This is a genomic window from Thiocapsa marina 5811, assembly GCF_000223985.1.
Lineage (GTDB): Bacteria > Pseudomonadota > Gammaproteobacteria > Chromatiales > Chromatiaceae > Thiocapsa > Thiocapsa marina.
Genome location: NZ_AFWV01000014.1, coordinates 42,223 through 65,688 on the forward strand (window position 1 = coordinate 42,223; position 23,466 = coordinate 65,688).

Genomic DNA, 23,466 nt, shown 5'->3' on the forward strand with positions numbered 1-23,466 from the left:
GGTTTAGGATATTTATCTATCGATGACTGAACCGCGTCCGGGACGAAGCGCTCGGGTCAAGCCGAGCGGCGCAACACCGGGATCTGGTGTGATCGCCCCGGACGCGGTTTAGGGAGGACAGAGCGTGGCAACCGTCGAAGACATTCTGCTGCCCGACATCGGGGACTTCTCGGACGTCGAGGTGATCGAGATCCTCGTCGCGCCGGGCGACCGGATCGAGGCCGAGCAATCGATCCTCAGCCTGGAGAGCGACAAGGCGACCATCGAGATCCCCTCGCCCCTGGCGGGGGTGATCCGAGCGTTGAAGGTCAAGATCGGGGACCGGGTCAGTCAGGGGGATCCCCTGATGAGCCTGGAGACCGATGGTACCGGCTCGGAGGAGGCTTCCCCGGAGGGGACTTCCGCTGCCGAACCGCGGTCGGCACGATCCGGGGCTGGCGAGCCGCACGGCGCCCCCGCGACATCACGCACGGCCGCCCCGCTTCCGGCGTCGCCGCCGGACCCGAAGTCGACCGCGCAGCGTGCGCCGAGCCGCGGCGAGACCCTCTCCGTGGTCCTGCCCGACATCGGTGATTTTACGGATATCCCGGTCGTCGAGGTCTTGATCTCTCCGGGAGATCGCATCGAGGTCGACCAGTCGCTCCTCACGCTCGAGAGCGACAAGGCCACCATGGAGATCCCCTCGCCCAATGCGGGTATCGTCGAGGAAGTCACCGTCAAGGTCGGGGATACCCTGAACCAGGGCGATCTCATCCTGACACTGCGCACCGACGGCGAGGCCGACACCGGCGCGCCGATCGGATCGACCGCGCCGATGGCCGCAAATACCGCGGAAGAGCTCGAGGCGCCGCCGGGCCCGGCCTCGAGCGCCAAACGGGCACCCGGTGAATCCGAGCGCCGCCCCGCTCCTGTGCTGCCGCGCCCCGAGGACATGGCGGCCATCGCCAAGGGCCGCAAGGCCCATGCGAGCCCGACCGTGAGACGCTTCGCGCGTGAGCTCGGCGTCGACCTGAACTTCGTCAAGGGGTCGGGGCCGAAGGGTCGCGTACTCAAGGACGACGTCCAGGGCTTCGTGAAGCAGACGCTCGCGCAAGGTGCCCCGACCGGGGCCGGCGCTGCCCTGCCCTTCGCCTTGCCCGCCGCGCCCGAGATCGATTTCGCCAAGTTCGGCCCGGTCGAGGTCACCGAGCTGTCGCGCATCAAGAAGCTCAGTGGTCGGCATCTGCACCGCTGCTGGCTCTCGGTGCCGCATGTCACACAGTTCGACGAGGCGGACATCACCTCGCTCGAAGACTTCCGCAAGGCGCAAAAGGCGCAGGCCGCCGAGAAGGGCATCAAGCTGACCTTCGTCCCCTTCCTGCTCAAGGCGGTCGCCACCGCCCTGAACCGAATGCCGGTTCTCAAGGCGTCGCTGACGGCGGACGGCGAGGGTTTGGTGCTCAAGCACTTCACCCATATCGGCGTGGCGGTCGATACGCCGCAAGGTCTGGTTGTTCCGGTCGTGCGCGACGTCGACAAGAAGGGCATCTTCGCCTTGGCCGCGGAGCTGTCCGAGCTCGGCGAGAAGGCGCGCGCGGGCAAGCTGCTGCCGGGCGATATGCAGGGCGGCTGCTTCTCCATCTCCAGCCTCGGCGGCATCGGCGGGACCGCCTTCACGCCGATCGTGAACGCGCCCGAGGTCGCCATCCTCGGGGTCTCGCGCGCGACGACCAAGCCGGTCTGGAACGGCCAGAGCTTCGAGCCGCGCCTGATGCTCCCGCTGTCCCTATCGTACGATCACCGTGTCGTCGACGGGGCCGACGGTGCGCGCTTCACCAGCCTGCTCGGGGCGTTGCTCGGGGATCTTCGTCAGCTCCTGCTGTGAGGCCGACTCGGAGGCGGGGCGGACGGGCCTGCCGGCGCCTCGCTCGGGAAGGGTTCAAGAATAAGTCGAACAACTCGACGCGAGAACGCCCTCGCCACGGGGTCGTTGTCGCAATCGACAACAACCACGATTGGATTCGCTGTTCAAGCGATTCCTGACACGTGACGTGTGGCGCCGGAGTCCGACGCCGGCGCCTCGCGCCCGAGCGCGGTGCCCGAATCCAATGCAGTGAATAGGGTCGCGGGTTTCGCCTCGCGACACGCTTTCGTCTAGGATTGAGCGCTATCGAGCCATCATCATCGCGCGGCCCTTGCGGCCCCAAGAGAAGAATCACACCATGAACGACAAGAGCGGCGACATCATCGAGGTCAAGGTACCGGACATCGGGGACTTCAAGGACGTGGAGGTCATCGAGGTCTTGGTCTCACCCGGCGATTCGGTGATCGAAGAGGCGTCGCTGATTACACTTGAAAGCGATAAGGCAAGCATGGAGATCCCGGCACCACGCGCCGGGATCGTGCGCAGCGTCGAGGTCGCGGTCGGCGATCGGATCTCCGAAGGCACGCTCATCATGACGCTCGAGGTAAAGGATGCGCAGGCTGCGGGCGGCGCCGACACGGGGAAAGCGCCCGCAAGCACGACGGCCGCCGCATCCCAGGAGATCGTTACCGAGGTCGTGGTGCTCGGCGCCGGCCCCGGCGGCTACACCGCTGCCTTCCGCGCCGCCGACCTCGGCAAGAAGGTCGTCCTGATCGAGCGCTACGACACCCTCGGCGGCGTCTGTTTGAACGTCGGCTGTATCCCCTCCAAGGCTTTGCTGCACACCGCCGCCATCCTCGAAGAGGTCAAGACGCTGGGCACGATGGGCGTGACCTTCGGCGAGCCGACGATCGATCTGGACAAGATGCGCGCGGGCAAGGAGCAGGTGGTCGCCAAGCTCACCGGCGGTCTCGCAGCCATGGCGAAGCAACGTCGGGTCGAGGTGATCCAGGGGACCGGCCGCTTCGAGGCACCCAACCGGATCGCCGTGGCACAACCCGGCGGTCCGGTTCGAATCCTGTTCGATCACTGCATCATCGCCTGCGGCTCCGCGCCCATGAAGATCCCGGGGTTTCCGCATGACGATCCGCGCGTCATGGACTCCACCGACGCGCTCGAGATCGCGGACATCCCCGAGCGTCTGCTCATCGTCGGCGGCGGCATCATCGGGCTCGAGATGGCGAGCGTCTACAGCGCACTCGGCTCGACCGTCGAGGTCGTCGAGATGAAGGATCAGCTGATGCCGGGCGCGGACATCGACCTCGTGCGCGCGCTCGAAAAGGTCATCAAGAAACGCTACGGTACGATCCGACTCGAGACCAAGGTCGCGCAGATGAGCGCCACGGCCGAAGGCATCAAGGTCGTGTTCGAGGGCAAAAAGCCGGGCGAGGAGATCTACGACAAGGTGCTGGTCGCGATCGGCAGGCGCCCGAACGGCAAGCTCGTCAACGCCGAGGCCGCCGGGGTGAAGGTCGATCAGCACGGTTTCATCAAGGTCGATGCGCACATGCGCACCAACGTGCCGAACATCTTCGCCATCGGCGACGTGGTCGGCGGGCCGATGCTTGCGCACAAGGCAACCCACGAGGCGAAGGTCGCGGCCGAGGTGATCGCCGGCATGCCGGCACTCTTCGACCCCATGACCATCCCCTCGGTCGCCTACACCGACCCCGAGGTCGCCTGGATGGGCCTGACCGAGACCGATGCGAAGGCCAAAGGCATCGCCTACGAGAAAGGCGTTTTCCCCTGGGCGGCGAGCGGGCGCGCGCTCGGCATCCATCGCGACGAGGGTCTGACCAAACTGCTCTTCGATCCGGAGACCAAGCGCATCCTGGGCGCAGGCATCGTCGGCCCGAACGCCGGCGAGCTGATCGGCGAGGCTGTTCTGGCGCTCGAAATGGGCGCGGACATGGAAGACATCGGTCTGACCATCCATCCGCATCCGACCCTGAACGAAACCATCGGGCTCGCCGCCGAGATGGCGCACGGGTCAATCACGGATCTCTTGCCTCCGAAGAAGCGCTGATATGCTTAAACCGCGCCCAGCGCGGTATGCGTAGTTTGTTGGATTGGCCTGGCCGCGCCGGCTCCGACAATTGTCGGAGCCGGCGCGGTTTAAGGTATTAAAAAATATTAAATTTTAAACCGCGTTTCACCGAGCTCGAGGACATCCCCGAGGCCGAACGCAACTTGCAAATGACGCATGTCGCACTGGACGCGGTTTAAAGCCTTACCGCTTCGCCCCGCAGAAGTCCAAACAGCGCTGTAAGGTCGAGAACGGCACCCGACCCGCACAGCCCCCGTAGGTGAATGCCTTGCAGCGGTCGTCTCGGTAATCGTAATAGAACCCGAGACGATTGGACCTGCAGGGACCGGGATCGGGTTTGACCAGGCAGGCGACGGGCAGCTCGTCGCTCGACCCTCCCGTAGGCGCTCCGCCGCAGCCCGCAAGGCCCGCGATGAGGATGACCAGCACCGGAAGGCGAAACCGGCCCAGCCGCTCAGTCATCATCGAGACCGGATCCGCGCCGTCGCTCGGATTCGCGCGCCCGTCGGTGCATACTTCCACCAATCGCGATGCCGAAACTCGCTGCCATCCTTCGCCATCACCTGGACCGTCCCGCCTCGACGGAATCCCCAGCCCTTGATCCGCGGGCCATGCAGGAAGAGCGTCCAAGCGGGCACGCCTGCACGTAGGACCACGCGGTGATAATCCGAGCCGCGCAGCCGGTTGAATCGCCCCGGGCCACGAAAGTACACCCGGGTCTGCTCCGAGTCCCCTTCGAGTGCGCGAATCTCGTCATAGCCCCCCGACAGCACCAAGCTCAAGGCGTGTCCCCAGGGGTGATCGTGAAGGCCGCGATCGGGATCCGAATCGACGAAACGGTGCAGGTAGAGATGCCAGCCGAAGGCGCCGAGGAGGTAGTAGCGCTCGAGGTAGGGTTCGCCTTGATCGCCTTCGATGAGGCGACAGGGTCGGCGCGCGCTGATCCAGTCAAGGAGTCTTTCCATCGGGCCCTTTAAACCGCGTCCGTTGCAACAGGCACTCTTCTCACGCTGACTCCGCGTCGCAATCATTCAAAGGCGTCTCAGCAGACGCGGTTTAAAGAAGGAGAAAGGTTGAAGGTGGGGCGATCCCCGTCCTATAAGGGTCAAACGACGACCTTGTGCGCCGCTGTTCGGCGCCGAAGCTCATGACGTCGTGCGTTTGGAGCGCCCGGGGTCAAGCCTCGATTATACGGCGGAGAAGGAGACTGCGTGAGCCTGCGACGCACAGGCCGTTCCGAGAAGATCCTGCGAATCTGGTGGACGATTCCCTGACCTCGGCATCCGCAGTGCTGTTCGTGGCAAAACGCGAAGGGGCGACTCGAGTCGCCCCTTAAATGGCCTTGTATGCCCTTAGTTCCAGGTCGCTCGTTCTGAGCACATCAACGAACGCGCCTTCTCTCTAAATCACGTCCGACGCCGAGGCGCTCGGTACCCGCACCGTCGAGCGTGACGACGAGTCGACCTACCGGCGCGGGACGCGGCTTAAGCGTCGAGGTTGTCGAGCGCCTTCTGGAAGCGGTTGGCGTGCGAGCGCTCGGCCTTTGCCAACGTCTCGAACCAATCCGCAACCTCGTCGAACCCTTCGTCGCGGGCCGTCTTGGCCATGCCGGGATACATATCGGTGTACTCGTGGGTCTCGCCCGCGATGGCTGCACGCAGGTTGTCGCCGGTCGGACCGATCGGCATTCCGGTGGCCGGGTCGCCGACGGCTTCGAGATATTCGAGGTGGCCGTGTGCATGGCCGGTCTCGCCTTCCGCAGTGGAACGGAAGACGGCTGCCACGTCGTTGTAGCCCTCGACATCGGCCTTGGCGGCGAAGTAGAGATAGCGGCGATTGGCCTGGGACTCGCCCGCGAAGGCCTCCTTCAAACTCTCTTCGGTTTTGCTGCCCTTGAGCTCCATGTCGGTCTCCTCACGATGGAATGAACTGGGTTGGCTGAACCTGCACCTGAAACCTTAGTCGTCTCGACGCCGTTTCAGAAATTGTTTGTTCCAATAGCACCGATCGTCTCTTTTTATGGGCGACGCCGCTCTTCGACAAGTCTGTGAACTGGTTCGGCGACGCCCCCGTTCACAATTGCTATACCCTAGCTTGATCAAAGAGGAGCAGACCATGCCAGCGTCCATCGGCTTACGGACATTCGAAGTCGCCCCTTCAACGACAGGCGAGGAACTCCGCTCGGGACAGGGCGAGCCACGACGGACGCTTCTGCAGTTGACAGATCCGCATCTCTTCGCAAAAGCCGACGGGCAGCTGCTCGGCGTGACCACGCGGCGCAGCTTCGAGGCCGTGTTGGAGCACGCATGCACACATTCCCCGCATGCCGATACCTTGGTCCTCACGGGCGATCTCGTTCACGACGAGTCGCGCGAAGGTTACCGCTCGCTTCGCCGGCTCCTCGATCGCACCGGATTGCCCTATTACTGCATCCCCGGCAACCACGACTCTCGGCCTCTGATGGAGGACCTGCTCGGACCCGCGGCGCTCGGCCCGGTTGCCGTGCACCGGCTCGGCAACTGGAATCTCGTCTTTCTGGATTCCACGGAGCCAGGCCAGGACGGTGGGCGAATCGGCGGGGCCCGGCTCGCAGCGCTTCGCGAGGCCTTGGCGGCGAGCCCCTCGCCCGCCGTCATCTTTCTGCATCAGCATCCGATCCCTGTACAGAGCGATTGGATGGACCGACTTTCGGTCGCGGACGGAGATGAGCTGATCGCGCTCTGCAACCGATCTCCTCGGGTCAAGGCACTGGTGTGCGGTCATATCCACCAGGAATTCGAGCAGCGCATCGACGGATACAGCGTCCTGGGAACACCCTCGACCTGCGTTCAGTTCGCGCCGCGCCGGTCCGAATTTGCGATCGATACCCGAGCCCCCGGTTACCGAGAGCTCACCCTGCATCAGAACGGCGCGCTGGAGACGCACGTCGTGCGTCTCGACGGCTATCCGGAACGCGCCCTTCGGACTGCGCGCGGATACTGAGGCGCGCGAGGCCCTGCCCAAGGTGACTCGCGGGACGCAGCGTCAGTCGATGGCGAAACTCGGATACTGCTGAAAGTCCAAAGGCTCGCAAGCAACCCCGGTGACCGCGGCGCCCGGTGGACCGGTACGCAGCCAGTCGCGCAGATGACCCACCGCACTCGCCTCACCGCAAACCAGAAGCTCCACGCGACCGTCGGGGAGATTGCGCGCATACCCGGTCACGCCCAGGCGCATCGCCTGCTCGCGGGCCGACGCACGGAAGAACACGCCCTGCACTCGCCCGCCGACGAGGCAGCGGTAGCAGATGCGTTGCTCGCTTTGATGCTCGTCCATTCTCTGCTCCTCGGATCGCGTCCCGAAGGTCGCCCGAATCGTGGGTTGGCGTGCGGGTCTAGTCGGCGGCGGCTTGACGCTCGCGCTTGTAGGCCGGGAAGGTGATGTCTTTGTAGCGTTCCTGAACCACGTATTCCCCGAGCCACATGAACTCGGTCGCATCACCCGTGGCGCCGGTGTATCTGGCCACCATGTTGCCGTCAAGGTCGAAGAAGGCGAACACCGGCGTGGCGCGCACCCGATGGGTCTTCAAAGCAAAATCCTTTTGCGCCATTGCAGTACCCGCGAAATCATGGATCTCGACATCGCCCTCGATATCCACGGGAAAGATCATGAAATGCTCTTTGAAGTAGTCCTGCACATCGGGCTGGTTGAGCACCGTGGTCTTCATCCGATGGCAGAAGGGGCATTCATCCATCTCGAACATCAGCAGAATGCCCTTCTTCCCCTCGTCTCTCGCCGTCTGGAGCTCCTCGGCAAAATCGCCGAAGGTCGGGTCGAAGAAATACTGCCCCGGATCGCGGGTTGCTGCGCCGACGGCGGCCGCGCACAGAACGAGCAGGATGAACATCAGTCGAAGCTGTTGTCGACCGATACGCGAACGCGTCTGAGCCATTCTTCTCTTGCCTCCTCGCAACGTTTCCGGCACCGGGCGAACGCCCGCGCGGGGTCGGCTGATTCTCGCCACTTCGGCCCGACAGTTCAATGCCGATGCATCCCGGTTTCGAGCGGCCCATGTGCATCGAGAAAACATCGGCGTCGGTTGCGTACGCGGTTTAGACTAGCCCCGGACCCACGTCGTCAACACCACGCCGGGCGCCGGTCCAATCCTGGATCCACGCATCCGAGCCTGTTTTTTCGGAGACCGACCATCCATGAGCTACATCCTCGTCCTCTATTACAGCCGCCACGGCGCCACCGCAGAGATGGCCCGTCATGTCGGGCGCGGCGTCGAGGCCGGCGGACTGGAAGCGCGCCTGCGGACCGTTCCCGCCGTCTCGACCGTCTGCGAGGCGACCGAGGACAGCGTCCCCGCCTCCGGTGCACCCTACGCCGACGAGGCCGACCTGCGCGGCTGCGCCGGCCTTGCCCTCGGCAGCCCCACACGCTTCGGGAATATGGCGGCCCCGATGAAATACTTCCTCGACGGAACCAGCAGTCTGTGGCTCTCCGGGGCCCTTTCCGGCAAGCCCGCCGGGGTCTTCACCTCGACATCCAGTCTGCACGGCGGTCAAGAGGCCACGCTGCTCACCATGATGATCCCCTTGCTTCACCACGGGATGCTCTTGACCGGGCTCCCCTATACCGAGGCCGACCTGCTTCATACTCGGTCTGGCGGTACGCCCTACGGTCCCTCGCACCTTGCCGGACCCGACAGCGCACTCCCGGTCGCGGACGAGGAGAAGCGTCTGTGCCTGGCCTTGGGTCGTCGGCTTGCCGAGACCGCGGCGGCACTCTCGCGCCGCCCGCGCTGAAGCCTCTGACCAGCATCCCCGAGCAGGCGCACCCTTGGCCGACCATCCCGGGCAACTGCATCTGCCGATCACGCTGATCCGCGAGCCCACGCTCGCGGACTATCGCCCCGGCCCGAATGCAGAGGCGCTCGCCGCGGTCGAGGCATTGGCGAGCGGGGCGGGCGAGCCCTATGTCTTTGTGTTTGGCGGAGCATCCACGGGGAAGACCCATCTGCTGCACGGCGCCTGTCACGCGGCGATCCAAAGGGGCCGAACGGCGCAATACATCCCGCTTTGCGAGGCGGGGCTGATGCCCTCGATCTTCGACGACCTGGAGAGCCGAGATCTCTTAGCGATCGACGATACGCAGGCCATCGCCGGCAACGCGGAGTGGGAGGTGGGTTTGTTCGATTTGTTCAATCGAGCGCGCGCGCAGGGTTGCGCACTGCTGATCGCGGGGAGCACGGCCCCGGACGCCCTGGGACTTGGTCTGGCAGATCTCTGCTCGCGCCTGCAATGGGGGCCGCGTTACTGCCTGTTGCCGCTGAGCGACTCGGACTGCGAGCAATTGCTCACGGATATCGCCGCAGAGCTCGGCATGCGCCTGGGACAGGAAACCGCGCGTTACATCATGAACAACTATGCACGCGATCCCGGCTCGCTGGTTGCTCTGATCGAGCGGATCGACCAAGCGAGTCTGCGCGAGCAACGCCAACCGAGCATTCCGCTGGTGCGCCGCATCATGCGCGGGGAGAGTTGAACGCCGATCGATATCCGCCCCGACCACTGGGGACACGAGGGCCGAGAAACCGAACCCCGGCGCGCGACCGACGCAACGCCCGCCGGCCGGCAGCCGATGAACCTGGAGCGCACCGGGCGGCAGACCCCGCTTACTCCCCGCAGATCAGACGACCGAACCTCGACCGATCGATCGTCGCCGGCTCGATGCAGACCCTCCTCAACCGCTCCACGAGCGGGCCTTGCGGATCGAAGATCAGAACCCACGACGTCGCGGCCATGCTCATGCCCTCGAAGCCATCCTCGCGACAAGCCGCGTAGACCTGCTCGTAGAGATCGTCGCAAAAGGCCGGATCGAGGTGCTCCGAGCGATACCCGCATCGCTCGATGACCGCCTGGAGCGCCCCGGTACCGGTTGCACCCGTGTAGGCGCTCACATCCCCGAAATCCCGCAGACCGGCGGCCTCGAGATTCGCGATCACGCGGTCACGGCAGGCATCCCAAGCCGGCCCCGACATCGCGGCGGCGCCCGGCGCAGCACCGGTTTCAAGGAGCAGAAAGAACCCCGCGGCCAGCACACCGTGAAATCGGGAGCGGAAGACACGAAACATGTTGGGCTCCTGTCCGGTCGGCGAGGGCAACGCCCTCCAGCTTGGCGATCGAGATGCACGGGGCACCGCTCACGACGAGCCCGAAGATCTCCGTATCGAGGTTGTGCGGCCGGTGTCGTTCCGGTTCTGCACGATACGCTCGAGGGCATGAATGTGTTGTCTTCAGTCTATGCCAAGACCGATGGTCCTGCAGGAGACGCTGTTTGGATCGTCTCGGTGTCGGCGAGGCGCTCAAGCTCATCTTCGTCATCACGGCCGTGGCCGCAACGGCCTTGCTGGTCTTCGTCATCGCGATGATTCCGCATTTCAGCATCGATAACCTCTTCGACATTGCGCCGACGGACGCCGTCGGGGCCAGCGCCTTCCTCCCCTTCGGCTACCTCGGCATCTGGGCGGCGATCCCCTTCGCGATCTGGTTCTTCCTCGCCATCGAAGGCGTGCCCTTGGCTGCGGAGGAGACGCAGGACCCGAAGAAGAACCTGCCCAAAGGATTGATCGTCGGCATGCTGATCCTGCTCCTGTTCGCGGCGCTGATCCTGGTCGTCGGTCCGGGCGGTGCAGGATCGTCCACACTGATGGCCTCGGGTAATCCGTTGATCGACGCACTGGAGTCCGAGACGGCGTTCGGCGGACGCACCTGGGTCAGCGGATTCATCAACCTGGTCGGTCTGGCCGGCCTGATCGCGAGCTTCTTCTCGATCATCTTCGCTTACTCGCGACAGGTCTTTGCCTTGTCCCGGGCCGGTTATCTGCCGCGTGTCTTGTCGCTCACCGGCTCGCGCAAGACCCCTTGGATCGCGCTCGTCGTGCCGGGAACACTCGGCTTTGCCCTCTCGCTCACCGGCGAGGGCGACCTGCTGATCCTGATGGCCGTCTTCGGTGCAACCATCTCCTACATCCTCATGACCGCCTCGCATATCGTGCTGCGTCGGCGCGAGCCGGATCTCGCGCGTCCTTACCGCACGCCCGGCGGCATCGTGACCTCGAGCATCGCCTTGGTGCTGGCCTGTGTCGCTTTCGTCGCCGGTTTCCTGGTGGATCCGATGGTGGTGCTCTACGCGGCGATCTTCTACGCCGTCATGGCGGCCTATTTCTTCTTCTACAGCCGTCACCACCTGGTCGCACAGGCGCCGGAGGAGGAGTTCGAGGCGATCAAACGCGCCGAGGCCGAGCTGGCCGGCATCGCCTGAGGTCCGCTGAAACACCATGCCTCACTACAAGCAAGCCATCGGAACGACCACCTACCGCTTCGACGGCCTGCGTGACCTGATGGCCAAGGCATCGCCCGCGCGTTCGGGCGACGCCTTGGCCGGGGTAATCGCAGCCAACGACGCCGAGCGCGTGGCGGCCCAACTGGCGCTCTCGGAGCTCCCCTTGCGGGTATTCCTGAGCGAGTCCGTCGTGCCCTACGAGGACGACGAGGTCACCCGCCTCATCATCGACGATCAGGACACGAGCGCCTTCGCCACGGTCGCGCATCTGACCGTCGGGGAGTTTCGCGACTGGCTCCTTTCGGAGCAAGCCGACACGGCAGCCCTGTCCGCCTTGGCCCCGGGCCTGACCCCGGAAATGGTCGCGGCGGTCAGCAAGCTCATGCGGATTCAAGATCTCGTGCTGGTCGCGCGCAAATGTCGCGTCGTCACCGCCTTTCGCAACACCATCGGGCTGCCGGGGCGCATGGCGACGCGTCTACAGCCAAACCATCCCACCGACGATCCCACGGGGATTGCCGCCGTCATCCTCGACGGGCTCTTATACGGTAACGGCGATGCGATGATCGGGATCAACCCGGCAGGCGACAACCTCGTGTCGGTCACGAGCCTGCTTCGGATGCTCGACGAGATCATCGCGCACTACCGCATCCCCACCCAATCCTGCGTGCTGACCCATGTCACGACCCAGATCCAGGCGATCGAGCAGGGCGCACCGCTGGACCTGATGTTTCAATCCATCGCCGGAACCCAGGCCGCGAATGCGAGCTTCGGCGTCACGCTGAACCTCTTGATCGAAGCGCGCGAGGCGGCCCTGTCGCTCGAGCGCGGGACGGTCGGCAACCAGGTCATGTATTTCGAGACCGGACAGGGCAGCGCCTTGTCCGCCAACGCCCATCACCGGGTCGATCAGCAGACCCTGGAGGCCCGCGCGTACGGCCTCGCCCGCAAGCTCGATCCATTCCTGGTCAACACGGTCGTGGGCTTCATCGGACCCGAGTACCTCTTCAACGGCAAGCAGATCATTCGCGCCGGTCTAGAGGACCACTTCTGCGGCAAGTTGCTTGGCGTGCCGATGGGCTGCGACGTCTGCTACACCAATCACGCCGAGGCCGACCAGGACGACATGGACGTCCTCCTGACCCTGCTCGGCGTGGCCGGATGCAACTACATCATGGGCATCCCGGGTTCGGACGACATCATGCTGAACTACCAGACGACCTCGTTCCACGACGCGCTCTACGTCCGTGATGTCCTGGGGCTGAGACCCGCGCCCGAGTTCGAGTCCTGGCTCGGGGAAATGGGGATCTTCGACGACGACAATCGATTGGCCGTTGCCGCGGCACTTCCCGAACCCTTCCGTCGCGCCTTGGCGCAACTGTCTTAGGAAAAGCCATGTCGACGATCCCGAGCCCGGTCGTTCCGAACCCTTGGTCATCTCTGCGTCGCTTCACCGATGCACGCATCGCATTGGGACGTGCCGGCGGCAGTCTGCCGACACAGGCGCATCTCGCGTTTCAGCTGGCCCATGCGCAGGCCCGCGATGCGGTCCACCTTTGGATGCAGAGAACATCGCCGCGCACCTCGACGCACGCGGCTGGACGAGCCTGCGGCTGCGCAGCGCGGCTGCGAGTCGCTTCGAGTACCTGCAGCGTCCCGACATGGGGCGTCGGCTGGATATCGAGTCCCGTGCCTTACTCGACGATGTCGCGAGCGCGTCCGATGCCGAACCGGATGTCGTCTTCGTGATCGCCGACGGGCTCTCGGCGCGAGCGATCCACGAAAACGCCCTGCCCTTCTTGGATCGGATCATCCCGGATCTGCTCGGCGCAGGCTGGCGGGTCGGTCCCGTTCCGATCATCGAGCAGGGTCGGGTCGCGATCGGCGACGAGATCGGCGAGCGGTTGGGTGCCGAGATCCTGGTGATCTTGATCGGGGAACGACCGGGGCTGAGTTCGCCGGACAGTCTCGGGGTCTACCTGACCCATGGTCCGCACGTCGGCAAAACGGATGCGGATCGCAACTGTCTGTCCAATATCCGCTCGGCGGGCCTGGGTCACGAGGCAGCATCCTACAAACTGCGTTATCTTCTGGATGAGGCGCGACGCCGCCGAATCTCGGGCGTCTCGCTCAAAGAGGACGCATCGTCGCCGGAGCATTTGGAAAGTCACGCCGACGCCATCACCTTCCTGTTGCCGAACACCGTACGCTAAACCGCGTCCAGAGCGACATGCTCACTTTCGCGTGAGCTCGAAGTTGGGTGCATCCACCGCTCTTCGCGGAGACGCGGTTTAGAATGTTATATTTTTCAAAATCTTAAACCGCGCCAGCTCCGACAACGATCGGGGCCGCTGCGGCCAAGCCAATTCAACAAACTACACAGACCGCGCCGGGCGCGGTTTAGAAACGACCGAACGAGGTCGCTCTACCGAGCCGAGGCGGAGTTTTCGCCGCATTGCATGCACTCGGCGCGCCGGACCGGCGTTGCGCATCCTCGCCGCGCAGGTCGGCACGCCTCGTCGTCACGTCCCGACGCGCTCGGCACGCACCCTGCCTTCCGAAGGAACCCACGCGTGCGCCTGATCTGCAGGGAGCGACAGTTCGCAGACAATCTTCCAAGCCGTATCGGACATCGACCGACATGCTCACGACCCTGAGTCTCTTCGCCGTTCTGGCCGCAGCCGCGATCCCGGCCGGGGTACACCTTGGCTTCCGCGCACCGCGACTCCGCGAGACCGGTACGCCAGCGGACTACGGCCTCGACTTCGAAGCCGTTCGCATCCCGACGGTGCGTCGCCGATCCCTTTTCGGCTGGCTGCTTCAGGTACCGGACTCGACACGCACACTCGTGATCCTGCACGGATGGGGCGGCAACGCCGAGCTGATGCTGCCTCTGGCCATCCCCTTCCGAGAAGCCGGCTTCAACGTCCTGCTCATCGACGCCCGCAATCACGGCGGGAGCGACACCGATACCTTTTCCTCCCTGCCTCGGTTTGCCGAGGATCTCGGCATGGCCATCGCGTGGCTCAAGCGGCATCGCCCGGGAGCCACCGACTGCGTCGCCGTGCTCGGACACTCCGTCGGGGCCGGAGCCGCCCTGTTCGAGGCATCGCGCAACCCCGAGATCGCGGCCGTCATCAGCATCGCGGCGTTCGCACACCCCGCTCGCGTGACCGAGGCATCGGTGCGTCACCTGCACCTGCCTGCTCCGATTGTCCAGGGCATCATCCGCTACGTGGAATGGCTGATCGGACACCGCTTCGACGCCATCGCACCCGTGAACACGGTCACCCGAATCACCTGCCCTGTCTTGCTCGTGCACGGCCGGGCGGATCGCGTGGTTCCGGTGGAGGATGCACGCCTGATCCACGCACGATCCTGCGGAGAACATGTGCGTCTCCTGGAGATCGACGGCGCCGATCATGATTCGGTCGATCGCATCGAGGACCACGTCGGCGCCCTGCTCGAGTTTCTCCGGCGGCAGTGCGCCGTCGCGGATTCGGCCGGAGCGCCGCCGAGGCGCGGGCGGGAAAGCGTCGAGCCACCCGCAGAAGCGACGTAGGGGCAAGGTGCCGACAGACGTCGCCTCCACGGCCCCGCAGCTGAAAGCTGGAGGCCGGACTCCCGCCGCTGTATCATCGCTGCGTGAACCTCCGAGACCTCAAATACATCCTCGCCGTCGCCGAGACACGCCACTTCGGGCGCGCCGCGGAGCGCTGCTTCGTGAGTCAGCCGACCTTGAGCGGACAGATCAAGAAGCTCGAAGAGGAGCTCGACGTGGTCATCTTCGAGCGGACGAACCGCTCGGTCGAGATCACACCGGTCGGCGAGGCGATCCTCGCGCATGCGCGCCTTGCCTTGGAGCAGGCCCAGGCCATCGAACAGGTCGCGCGCGCGCATCAGGATCCGCTCGCCGGCCCGCTGCGCATCGGGGCCATCCCGACACTGAGCCCTTACCTGATTCCGCAGATCCTGGTGCCGCTGAAGCGGACCTATCCGAATCTGAAGCTGATCCTGTCTGAGGAGATCACGGAGCTGCTCCTCGGCCGCCTCGTCCGGCACGAGATCGACGCCGCGCTGCTCGCCACACCGGTCGACGACACGGATCTGGACACGATGCCGCTGTTCGACGAGCCCTTCTGGCTGGCGCATCCGCGCAACGACCCCCTGTACGAGAAGGACGAGATCACGGCGCAAGACCTCGAAGAGGTCGATCTCCTGCTCTTGGCCGACGGACATTGCCTCACCCACCAGGTCATGGAGGTCTGCCGTCTCGCGGAGCGGCCGACGAAGGGCGAGATGGCTGACCTGCGCGCCGCGAGCCTGGAGACCCTCCTCCAGCTCGTGGGTGCCGGCTTCGGCTGTACCCTCGTCCCGGCATTGGCGATCCGCGGGGCCTGGATGACCGACAGCGGCATCATCGCACGCCCGCTGGACAACCTTCCGGATGCGTTCCGCCGCATCTCGTTGGTCTACCGTCGCAGCTTCCCGCGACGCGAGGCGCTGCAGGCCTTTGCCGACGTCATTCGGCAGAACCTCCCGAACACGGTCAGACGTCTGAGCTGATCCCGATCAGAGAATCATCGGTTTTGCGCCGCTCGACGCGCAGATTCCGGCGCGCAACATTCGAAACGAATTCGTTCCCGTTCAGCACCTTTTGTATTGCAAATCCCGACGCTGCACGCACGTTGACCCAGCAGGGCCGAACGTCACTTCGTTGCGGAAAAGAATCATGGGTGTTGCGATGCCGACAAAAATTTCGTCTTGCGCTAGACTTGACGTGGGGTCAACGACAAATCGAACGATTTGGTCTGTTGCGAAAAGGCTACAAATCCTGAGTAGCCAGGGGTTCGGGCAAGATGGCAAGACTTGTGCTTTGGAGAAAGCAAGTCGTCATCGTCCCTCTACGGACCCATTGCCAGGGGATACGCACCATGAGCACACAACGATCACTCGCATTCTGGGAACTGTGCCGTCAAGGACTTCCGCTGCTCGCGGATGCGGCCGACGACTGCTGGGAGCGCGGCAAGCGGTTCGAGCTGCGAAGCGACATTACGGTCACGAAGTCGCTGAAGGTCCTTATCGACCGGTGCAACTGGGAGATCGAGCGCACGACCACCCGCGCGGCCTGATTCGAATCCGGCGCACGTGCAACCGAGTCCATACCCTCTCTCGGCGCACGGATGCGCCGGCCGCGCGCTCGATGCCGTGATGAGTGATCTGGAAGGTTATCTGATCATCGAGACGCGTGGGGATCGGCCCGGTCTCGTGCGCGTCTTCAGCTCACCGCAGAATCCGACGCCTTCGGACGTCGCGGCAGCCGACCCGACCCGTCCGCGTATCCGCTATGCCGCCTTTTTTCCTGCACTCCACGTCGCCCGGATGCACGCACAAACAGCACTCAGGCGCAGCATGCTCGACGCGGAGGCCGGCCTCTACCGGACCGATCCGGTGACTGCGGCCGCCGCCGTCGATGCAATTGATTTGAGCCATCGCCGTGTCTACCTAGCCCCCGAGATCGAGTCCGACCCGGGCTTCCGTGCCGCGCGCGTGAAACGGAGCAGGCGTCATCGCCTGGCGAACCACATCTGGACGGCGGTCGGGGTCTTGGCGCTGATCCTGCTGTTCTTGTTCGCCCAGATCCCGGTTTTTTGAGTCTAAGCGGCGTCACTCCAAAAGCCGGAAAAATCCTTGAGCCCGACACGACATGACAGTGACGCATTTCACTCCGGACGCGGTTTAAGCCCATGCGCATCGTCGAGGTGATCGCCGATCGGAAGCACGCCAAGACGCTCGCCGGGATGGCGAAATTCTATGGCGCTGAAGATTTCTGGTGGGGCGGCGACGGAGATGACGGGCGCTGCAGCATCCGCATGCTGGTCCCGGACGACCGCCGACAGGCGATGGTCGACTCGCTCCAGGATCTATTCAAAGCCAACGATCGGGCGAGAATCGTCGTCCAATCGATCGACGCCGTCTTGACCCACGACGGCCAGGCCGACCAGGACGTCAAGGAGGAGAAGTCCAAGACCGTCGCCGCGACCCGCGAGGAGCTCTACAGTCAGATCGCAAAAGGCGCGCAGCTCGACAGCAACTTTCTGGTGTTGACCGCCCTCTCGACCTTGGTGGCCGCCATCGGTCTGATCGAGAACAATGTCGCGGTCGTGATCGGGGCGATGGTCATCGCGCCGCTGCTCGGACCCAACATCGCACTGGCGTTCGCCACCTCGCTCGGCGACAAGGAGCTGACCTGGCGCGCGTTCAAGACCAACGGCGCGGGGATCGGCCTGGCCATGCTGATCGCGATCGCGATCGCCTTGATCCTGCCGATCGGGCTCGATAGCCCGGAGATCATATCCCGCACGAGTGTCGATCTCGGCGGGGTTGTGCTGGGGCTGGCCTCGGGCGCCGCGGCGGTCCTCTCCCTGACGACCGGCTTGTCTTCGACCCTGGTCGGCGTCATGGTCGCCGTTGCCCTGCTCCCGCCGACCGCCACCATGGGAATGATGCTGGGCGCGGGACGCTGGGAAGAGGCGCTTGGCGCCTTTCTGCTGCTGATCGTCAATATCGTCTGCGTGCTGCTCTCGGCAAAGGTCGTCTTCCTTCTCAAAGGGGTGCGACCCCGCTCCTGGACCGATCGCAATCGCGCGAAACAGTCGATGGCGATCTATCTCTCGCTCTGGGCCGTGCTCCTGATGTTGCTGATCGCCGTGATCCTGATCCGGACGACCGGCTGGCATGCCGCCTGGTGAGGATGTCCGGTAAGGCCGCCGGGACGCTCCGCGTCGGTCCGGGCGCACTCGGCCCTACCCGGATTCAGTCGTCGGCCAACGGGGCGAACAAGAGATCGAGGTCATCCGGACTCAAGGTGCCCGATGCGGCACCCCCGCCTGCCAGCATGGCGTCGGCGAGCGCTTGTTTGCGGGCTTGCAGATCAGCGACACGTTGCTCGACGGTACCCTCGGTCAAGAGCTTGTAGACAAAAACCGGCTTGTCTTGACCGATGCGGTGAGCGCGGTCGGTTGCTTGGCGCTCGGCCGCGGGATTCCACCAAGGGTCATAATGGATCACGGTGTCCGCCGCGGTCAGATTCAACCCGGTACCGCCGGCCTTCAAGCTGATCAGGAACAGCGGGACCTCCCCGGCCTGGAAGCGATCGACCGGACGGTCGCGATTGCGGGTGCGCCCGGTCAGCTTCACGAAGTCTTGATCCTCGCACAGCCCGCGTTTCGTCAGCTCCTCCTCGATCAGGGCAAGCATGCTCGTGAACTGCGAGAAAAGCAGTACGCGCCGCCCCTCCTCGAGCAGCTCGGGCAGCAAGGTCATCAGCAGGTCCAGCTTGGCGGAGCCTTTGACCCGGCGCGCGCTCTCGAGCGACACCAGACGCGGGTCGCAGCAGGCTTGGCGAAGCTTGAGCAGGGCGTCCAGGATGATGATCCCGCTGCGCGCAAGTCCCTTGCGCGCGACCTCCTCGCGCACCTTTTCGTGTAACGCCAACCGCAAGGTCTCGTAGAGATCGCGCTGATCGTCCGCGAGCGGGACCTCGCGAATGATCTCGGTCTTCGGCGGCAACTCGGAGGCAACCGTTTCCTTGGTGCGACGCAACAGGAAGGGCGCGACCCGCCGACGCAGCTCGTCCTGACGCACATCGTCCCCGTGACGCTCGATCGGAACTCGAAACAGCCGCCGAAAGCGGCGCTCGTCTCCGAGTAGCTCGGGCATCAAAAAATCGAGCAGCGACCAAAGCTCGCCGAGGTGGTTCTCCATCGGAGTGCCGGTCAGGCATAGCCGATGGCGTGCGCTCAGGCCTCGGGCGGCTTGTGCTGCCTTGCTGCGCGGATTCTTGATGTTCTGGGCCTCATCCAGGATGAGCAGATGGAAGTCCCGTGCCGCGAGCGCGTCCAGATCTCGGGGCAACAGCGGATAGCTCGTCAACACCAGGTCATGATCGGGGATCGAGGCGAACCGGGTGTGTCGCGTCGAGCCGTGCAGCGAGAGGACACGCAACGCCGGGGCAAAACGCTCGGCCTCGCGGCGCCAGTTGAAGAGCAGGCTCGTGGGCGCGACCACCAGGCTCGGTCGGTCGGCTCGCCCGCTTTCCTTCTCGACCAGAAGATGGGCCAAGGTCTGCACCGTCTTGCCGAGACCCATGTCGTCGGCGAGGACGCCGCCGAGCCCGTACTCGCGCAGAAACTGTAGCCAGTCGAGACCTTGACGCTGATAGGGTCGCAACTCGACCGTCAGTCCGACGGGGGGTGCGATCGCCTCCAGCCCCTGGAAGTCATGTAGCCGTCGCCCCCATTCGCGCACCGCGTCCCCGCCCCGCCAGCGCAGTGCAGGCGCCGCCGCCTCCAGCTCCGCGAGTTGGGCCGCATGGACCCGCGAAAGACGCAGGCGGCCCTTGCTCCCCTGTGATCCCAACGGACCCTCGGGGTCGTACAGCTCGATTAAGGTCGAGAGGATCGGCCGCAGACGCTCCACCGGCATCAGGATCAGCCGTCCGTCCGGAAGACGCAGCTGCAAGCGCGTTTCGTCGTCCATCGCGGCGAGCGTCCGCGTCGAGAGGTCCACCTGATAGCGCCCGATCATCTCCACCAGCAGCGGAAGCAGATCCACCCGTTGCCCGTCGACCTCCACGCCCAACCCCACGTCGAGCCAGTTGCCGCCCTCGTCCTCGGCGATGTCCATCTCCCAATCGCCGATCTCGGCGACCCGAAAGTGGAAACCGTCCTCGATCTCGATCCGCCAACCCTGCGCCTCGAGATCGGGCAGCCCATCCTGCATGAAGTCGAGCCAGGTTTCGGAGTCGGCGCGCTCGAACCAGAGTCCATCGGCCTCGGACGCCTCCGTCGCGCGGCGGAAACCAGACACCTCGAGCAAACCGATCGCGGTCTGTTCGGCGTCGGGTCGCCGCTCGACCTCCACGAGCACGCCCTGCTCGACCCGGCGCAGCACCGGCGTGCGGTCGCGCGGATCGACACCGGTGCCGCCGTAGGCGAAATCGAGCACGGCATGATGTGCCCACTCGGGCTGCCGCTGGATGCCCCAGTACCGTCCCACGCTGCTTGCCGCCAGATCGACGCTGCACAGACGCAGACGCGGAACGGGCTCCTCGGAGTGGCTGCGACGGCGCTCCGGGCGCTTGGGCAGATGAACCAAGCGCCCTTTGAAACGCTCCCGCGCAGCCTCCTCCAACGCATCCACCGACTCGGGCGCAACCACCGGGGCCGCGGCCAAGACGCCGGCCTCCCGATCATCGAGGCCGGTCTCGAGCGGGCCGCAGTCGCCGGTCTCCGGATCCAGATACCAGGGCGGCGACATCGGCAACAGCAAGAGCCCCTGGCGATCGGTGTCGAGGATCACGTGCAACCGGGCATCCTCCGCGAGGCGCCACTCCAGGCGCCCCGCAAGAGGGCCCGCGTCACGCAGGACCGGGCCATCGATCGAGCGCAGATAACCACGCCCGGTACGCGTCATCGCCGCCATGACATCCGCACCGGTCAGCGTATCCAGATAGGCGGCGGTCGGGTCGCCGCCGCCCCGCGCAACGGAGAGCAGCCCCATGATGCGTTGGTCTTCCGGACCGATGAAGCTGGCCTTGGAGTGACCGAGGAGATTGAAATCCTGCGGTTTACCGTAGCCGCCGGCGAGCAGCTGGCGCGCCTTCGCCGCACGGACCTGCGTGCGCCTGACCCCGAGGTGCTCCTGCGGATCGAGAAAATAGAGGATCCGATGGGGCTCTTCGGCGGGAACGCCCGTCGCACGCTCGATCTGATCGAGCCAGCTCTTTAATTGAAACGGCAGTGCGCGCCCCGCGGCCGGCAGGTTTGCAGGCGTTGTCCGCGTACCCAGGGACAACAACACGGCCGCCACGTGCTTGCAGTTATACCCCACCGGACAGGAGCATTGTCCGACCACCGTGAGGGCGCCGTCTGCCCGTTTGCCGAGTTGCACGATGCACTGATAGATCCGCCCGCCCGAGCCCCGCACCCGCCCCGTCACCAGCCCGCGCTCGGCGTCGTGATCGGCACTCAGGACCCGCCGTTCTTGGAGATAGCGCCGACCCCGTTCCAGGTAGGCCGGCGGAATCGCATCTTTCAGGGTTTCCGGATCGAGGTGCAGTAAAGCGGGAGGCATCGCGTGTCTTGAGTGTTACAACGAGAAAGCCGCGAGCCTACAACCTCGAGGCAGGGAGTGGAAGGCGTGTTAGAGGGTCGCTCGCCCTCGCTCCTGCGTGCCCGGCGCAAAGCGACACGGGCACGCAGGGCGAAGATCGGCTGCGATCGACCGCCCCCCTGGCGCCGCACCGACTATGCCGCCCGGGCCTGTCGCGCCTCGCCGCGATTCAGCGCGGACAGGACGGCACCGAGCGAGGCGGCGACGGTATCCCGATCGATGGCGGCCCCGGCGATGCGCTGCGATCCGAGCTCGAGCTGCACATAGGCGATCGCCTCGGCATCCGTCCCCTCGCCGATGGCATGCTCCTGATAATCCAGGATGCGCACCGGCTGGCCGCTCCAGCGCGACCAGGCATCGACGAAGGCGGCCATGGCACCCTCGCCTTCACCGCGCAGCCGATGCTCCCCGTCCGGTCCCGCGACACGGGCCTCGATGACGTCGTGCCCGTTGCGATCCAGGCGATAGCCGAGCAGCCGGACCGGGGTTCGATCCACGACGAACTGCTCCATGAAGATCCGGTGGATGCTCGCGGCATCCATCTCCCCGCCGCGCCGCTCGCTTTGGGCCTGGACCAAACGGGCCAGATCGACCTGCATCCAGCGCGGCAGCGTGAGCCCGAAGTCGCGCTCCATGACGAACGCGACCCCGCCCTTGCCGGACTGGCTGTTGACCCGAATCACCGCCTGATAGCTGCGGCCCAGATCGCGCGGGTCGATGGGCAGGTAGGCGACCTGCCAAGGCTCCTCGTTGCTTTGCCGCATCAAACACTTGCGGATCGCGTCCTGATGACTGCCGGAGAAGGCGGTATAGACCAGCTCGCCCACCCAAGGATGGCGCGGGTGCAGCGCCGTCCCGGTACATTCCTCCACCACCCGGACGATCTCGTCCGGATCGCTCAGGTCCAGACCCGGATCGATGCCCTGGCTGTAGAGGTTCATCGCCAGGGTGACGATGTCCAGGTTGCCGGTGCGCTCGCCGTTGCCGAGCAGGGTCCCCTCGACCCGGTCCGCGCCCGCCAAGAGGGCCAGCTCAGCTGCCGCCGCGGCGCCCCCGCGGTCATTGTGGGTGTGCACCGAGAGGACGATCGCGTCGCGCCGCGAGATGTGCGTTGCAAAATACTCGACCTGATCGGCGAAGACGTTCGGGCTCGCGACCTCGACGGTCGCGGGCAGATTGACGATGCACGGCCGTTGCTGTGTCGGCTTCCAGACGTCCAGGACCGCCTCGCAGACCTCCACCGCATAGTCCGGCTCGGTGGCCGTGAAGCTCTCGGGCGAGTACTGGAAGGTCCAGCGTGTCGCGGGCCGCCGCTGCGCCTCGCGCAACACCCACTCGGCACCCTGACGGGCGATCGCCGTCACGCCCGTACGATCCTGACGGAACACCCAGTCACGCTGAATCGGCGAGGTCGAGTTGTACAGATGGACGATCGCGCGCTTGGCACCGTCCAAGGCATCGAAGGTGCGGCGAATCAGGTCCTCGCGCGCCTGGACCAAGACCTGCACGGTCACGTCCTCGGGGATCTTGTCTTCCTCGATCAACCAGCGCACGAAGTCGAAGTCGGGCTGGCTCGCAGCCGGAAAGCCGATCTCGATCTCCTTGAATCCCATCTTGACCAGCAACGCCCAGAGACGACGTTTCTGGGCAACCCCCATGGGCTCGAGCAGCGCCTGGTTGCCGTCGCGCAGATCCACGCTCGCCCAGATCGGAGCCTGCTCGACGATACGGCTCGGCCAACGGCGTTCGGGCAGATCCATCACTGGACCACGACGATACTTGCGGGAGTCAAAACGGGTCATGCGGGTCTCCGAGAGCGAATTGCGAGTGTGCCGAAGCGGTCGGTCGCGTCGATGTCTGCGACCCGACGCGGTCGAATCGAATGTGATCCCCGAGGGCTGATTGCCGATGGCGCTCCTCGACGGTCGGATCGTTCGCGCCCACGCCGAGCGAACGGCGGGGCGGAACCGTTTCGCCATGCCCCGGTAGGGGATTTGGCCGCTCCCGTCCC

Annotated in this window: 20 protein-coding genes and 1 pseudogene; 13 read left to right on the forward strand and 8 right to left on the reverse strand. The window is 65.1% G+C overall.

Features of this window, described 5'->3' with window-relative positions:
- Nucleotides 1-124 precede the first annotated feature (124 nt).
- Together aceF and lpdA are read left to right on the forward strand one after the other, a co-directional pair.
- Nucleotides 125-1,864: a dihydrolipoyllysine-residue acetyltransferase gene (gene aceF / locus THIMADRAFT_RS19235; protein ID WP_007194766.1), complete on the forward strand. Its 1,740-nt coding sequence runs from the start codon at nt 125-127 to the stop codon at nt 1,862-1,864.
- Between the two features lie 337 nt (nt 1,865-2,201).
- Nucleotides 2,202-3,929 carry a dihydrolipoyl dehydrogenase gene (lpdA, locus tag THIMADRAFT_RS19240; RefSeq protein ID WP_007194767.1) on the forward strand — a complete coding sequence of 576 codons (1,728 nt, stop codon included), beginning with the start codon at nt 2,202-2,204 and terminating at the stop codon, nt 3,927-3,929.
- Nucleotides 3,930-4,133: 204 nt separating this feature from the next.
- On the opposite strand, the gene THIMADRAFT_RS19245 is transcribed toward lpdA, so the two are convergent.
- The 3 genes from THIMADRAFT_RS19245 to THIMADRAFT_RS19255 form a co-directional block, all read right to left on the reverse strand.
- Complete coding sequence (locus THIMADRAFT_RS19245; RefSeq protein ID WP_007194768.1) at nt 4,134-4,415, reverse strand: BPTI/Kunitz domain-containing protein; 282 nt, start codon at nt 4,413-4,415, stop codon at nt 4,134-4,136.
- Nucleotides 4,412-4,915, reverse strand: coding sequence for a hypothetical protein (locus THIMADRAFT_RS19250; protein ID WP_050799633.1), 504 nt, complete (start codon nt 4,913-4,915; stop codon nt 4,412-4,414). The genes THIMADRAFT_RS19245 and THIMADRAFT_RS19250 overlap by 4 nt, the downstream gene beginning before the upstream one ends.
- A 519-nt stretch (nt 4,916-5,434) precedes the next feature.
- Nucleotides 5,435-5,854: a rubrerythrin family protein gene (locus THIMADRAFT_RS19255; protein WP_007194770.1), complete on the reverse strand. Its 420-nt coding sequence runs from the start codon at nt 5,852-5,854 to the stop codon at nt 5,435-5,437.
- 211 nt (nt 5,855-6,065) lie between these two features.
- Between THIMADRAFT_RS19255 and cpdA the strand changes: the two genes are divergently transcribed.
- Nucleotides 6,066-6,932: a 3',5'-cyclic-AMP phosphodiesterase gene (cpdA, locus tag THIMADRAFT_RS19260; protein ID WP_007194771.1), complete on the forward strand. Its 867-nt coding sequence runs from the start codon at nt 6,066-6,068 to the stop codon at nt 6,930-6,932.
- Between the two features lie 42 nt (nt 6,933-6,974).
- Here cpdA and THIMADRAFT_RS19265 read toward each other — a convergent pair whose 3' ends face one another.
- Nucleotides 6,975-7,265: an acylphosphatase gene (locus tag THIMADRAFT_RS19265; protein WP_007194772.1), complete on the reverse strand. Its 291-nt coding sequence runs from the start codon at nt 7,263-7,265 to the stop codon at nt 6,975-6,977.
- A 58-nt stretch (nt 7,266-7,323) separates the two neighbouring features.
- Nucleotides 7,324-7,881, reverse strand: a complete 558-nt coding sequence (locus THIMADRAFT_RS19270) for a thioredoxin family protein (RefSeq protein ID WP_007194773.1) — start codon at nt 7,879-7,881, stop codon at nt 7,324-7,326.
- Between the two features lie 259 nt (nt 7,882-8,140).
- Between THIMADRAFT_RS19270 and wrbA the strand changes: the two genes are divergently transcribed.
- Entirely contained in the window at nt 8,141-8,740 is a 600-nt protein-coding gene (wrbA, locus tag THIMADRAFT_RS19275) for an NAD(P)H:quinone oxidoreductase (protein WP_007194774.1), read from the forward strand.
- 34 nt (nt 8,741-8,774) lie between these two features.
- Nucleotides 8,775-9,479 carry a DnaA regulatory inactivator Hda gene (gene hda / locus THIMADRAFT_RS19280; protein ID WP_007194775.1) on the forward strand — a complete coding sequence of 235 codons (705 nt, stop codon included), beginning with the start codon at nt 8,775-8,777 and terminating at the stop codon, nt 9,477-9,479.
- A 130-nt stretch (nt 9,480-9,609) separates the two neighbouring features.
- Here hda and THIMADRAFT_RS19285 read toward each other — a convergent pair whose 3' ends face one another.
- Nucleotides 9,610-10,068 carry a hypothetical protein gene (locus THIMADRAFT_RS19285; RefSeq protein WP_007194776.1) on the reverse strand — a complete coding sequence of 153 codons (459 nt, stop codon included), beginning with the start codon at nt 10,066-10,068 and terminating at the stop codon, nt 9,610-9,612.
- A 203-nt stretch (nt 10,069-10,271) separates the two neighbouring features.
- Here THIMADRAFT_RS19285 and eat point away from each other — a divergent pair, with 203 nt between their 5' ends.
- From eat to THIMADRAFT_RS19325, 8 genes and pseudogenes are all read left to right on the forward strand, one after another.
- Nucleotides 10,272-11,258 carry an ethanolamine permease gene (gene eat / locus THIMADRAFT_RS19290; RefSeq protein ID WP_007194777.1) on the forward strand — a complete coding sequence of 329 codons (987 nt, stop codon included), beginning with the start codon at nt 10,272-10,274 and terminating at the stop codon, nt 11,256-11,258.
- 16 nt (nt 11,259-11,274) lie between these two features.
- Nucleotides 11,275-12,666: an ethanolamine ammonia-lyase subunit EutB gene (locus tag THIMADRAFT_RS19295; RefSeq protein WP_007194778.1), complete on the forward strand. Its 1,392-nt coding sequence runs from the start codon at nt 11,275-11,277 to the stop codon at nt 12,664-12,666.
- Nucleotides 12,667-12,674: 8 nt separating this feature from the next.
- Nucleotides 12,675-13,492, forward strand: a pseudogene (gene eutC, locus THIMADRAFT_RS19300) (ethanolamine ammonia-lyase subunit EutC).
- A 428-nt stretch (nt 13,493-13,920) separates the two neighbouring features.
- Nucleotides 13,921-14,841, forward strand: a complete 921-nt coding sequence (locus THIMADRAFT_RS19305) for an alpha/beta hydrolase (RefSeq protein WP_007194780.1) — start codon at nt 13,921-13,923, stop codon at nt 14,839-14,841.
- 83 nt (nt 14,842-14,924) lie between these two features.
- Complete coding sequence (locus THIMADRAFT_RS19310; RefSeq protein WP_007194781.1) at nt 14,925-15,845, forward strand: LysR substrate-binding domain-containing protein; 921 nt, start codon at nt 14,925-14,927, stop codon at nt 15,843-15,845.
- Nucleotides 15,846-16,213: 368 nt separating this feature from the next.
- Entirely contained in the window at nt 16,214-16,411 is a 198-nt protein-coding gene (locus tag THIMADRAFT_RS19315) for a hypothetical protein (protein ID WP_007194782.1), read from the forward strand.
- Nucleotides 16,412-16,490: 79 nt separating this feature from the next.
- The gene (locus THIMADRAFT_RS19320) at nt 16,491-16,934 is read left to right on the forward strand and encodes a hypothetical protein (protein WP_007194783.1); all 444 of its coding nucleotides are present in this window, start codon (nt 16,491-16,493) and stop codon (nt 16,932-16,934) included.
- Between the two features lie 92 nt (nt 16,935-17,026).
- Nucleotides 17,027-18,031: a TIGR00341 family protein gene (locus tag THIMADRAFT_RS19325; RefSeq protein ID WP_007194784.1), complete on the forward strand. Its 1,005-nt coding sequence runs from the start codon at nt 17,027-17,029 to the stop codon at nt 18,029-18,031.
- Between the two features lie 64 nt (nt 18,032-18,095).
- Here THIMADRAFT_RS19325 and THIMADRAFT_RS19330 read toward each other — a convergent pair whose 3' ends face one another.
- On the reverse strand, nt 18,096-21,416 hold the full coding sequence (locus THIMADRAFT_RS19330; RefSeq protein ID WP_007194785.1) for a DEAD/DEAH box helicase: 3,321 nt from the start codon (nt 21,414-21,416) through the stop codon (nt 18,096-18,098).
- A 173-nt stretch (nt 21,417-21,589) separates the two neighbouring features.
- Nucleotides 21,590-23,257, reverse strand: a complete 1,668-nt coding sequence (leuA, locus tag THIMADRAFT_RS19335; RefSeq protein WP_007194786.1) for a 2-isopropylmalate synthase — start codon at nt 23,255-23,257, stop codon at nt 21,590-21,592.
- Nucleotides 23,258-23,466: the final 209 nt, after the last annotated feature.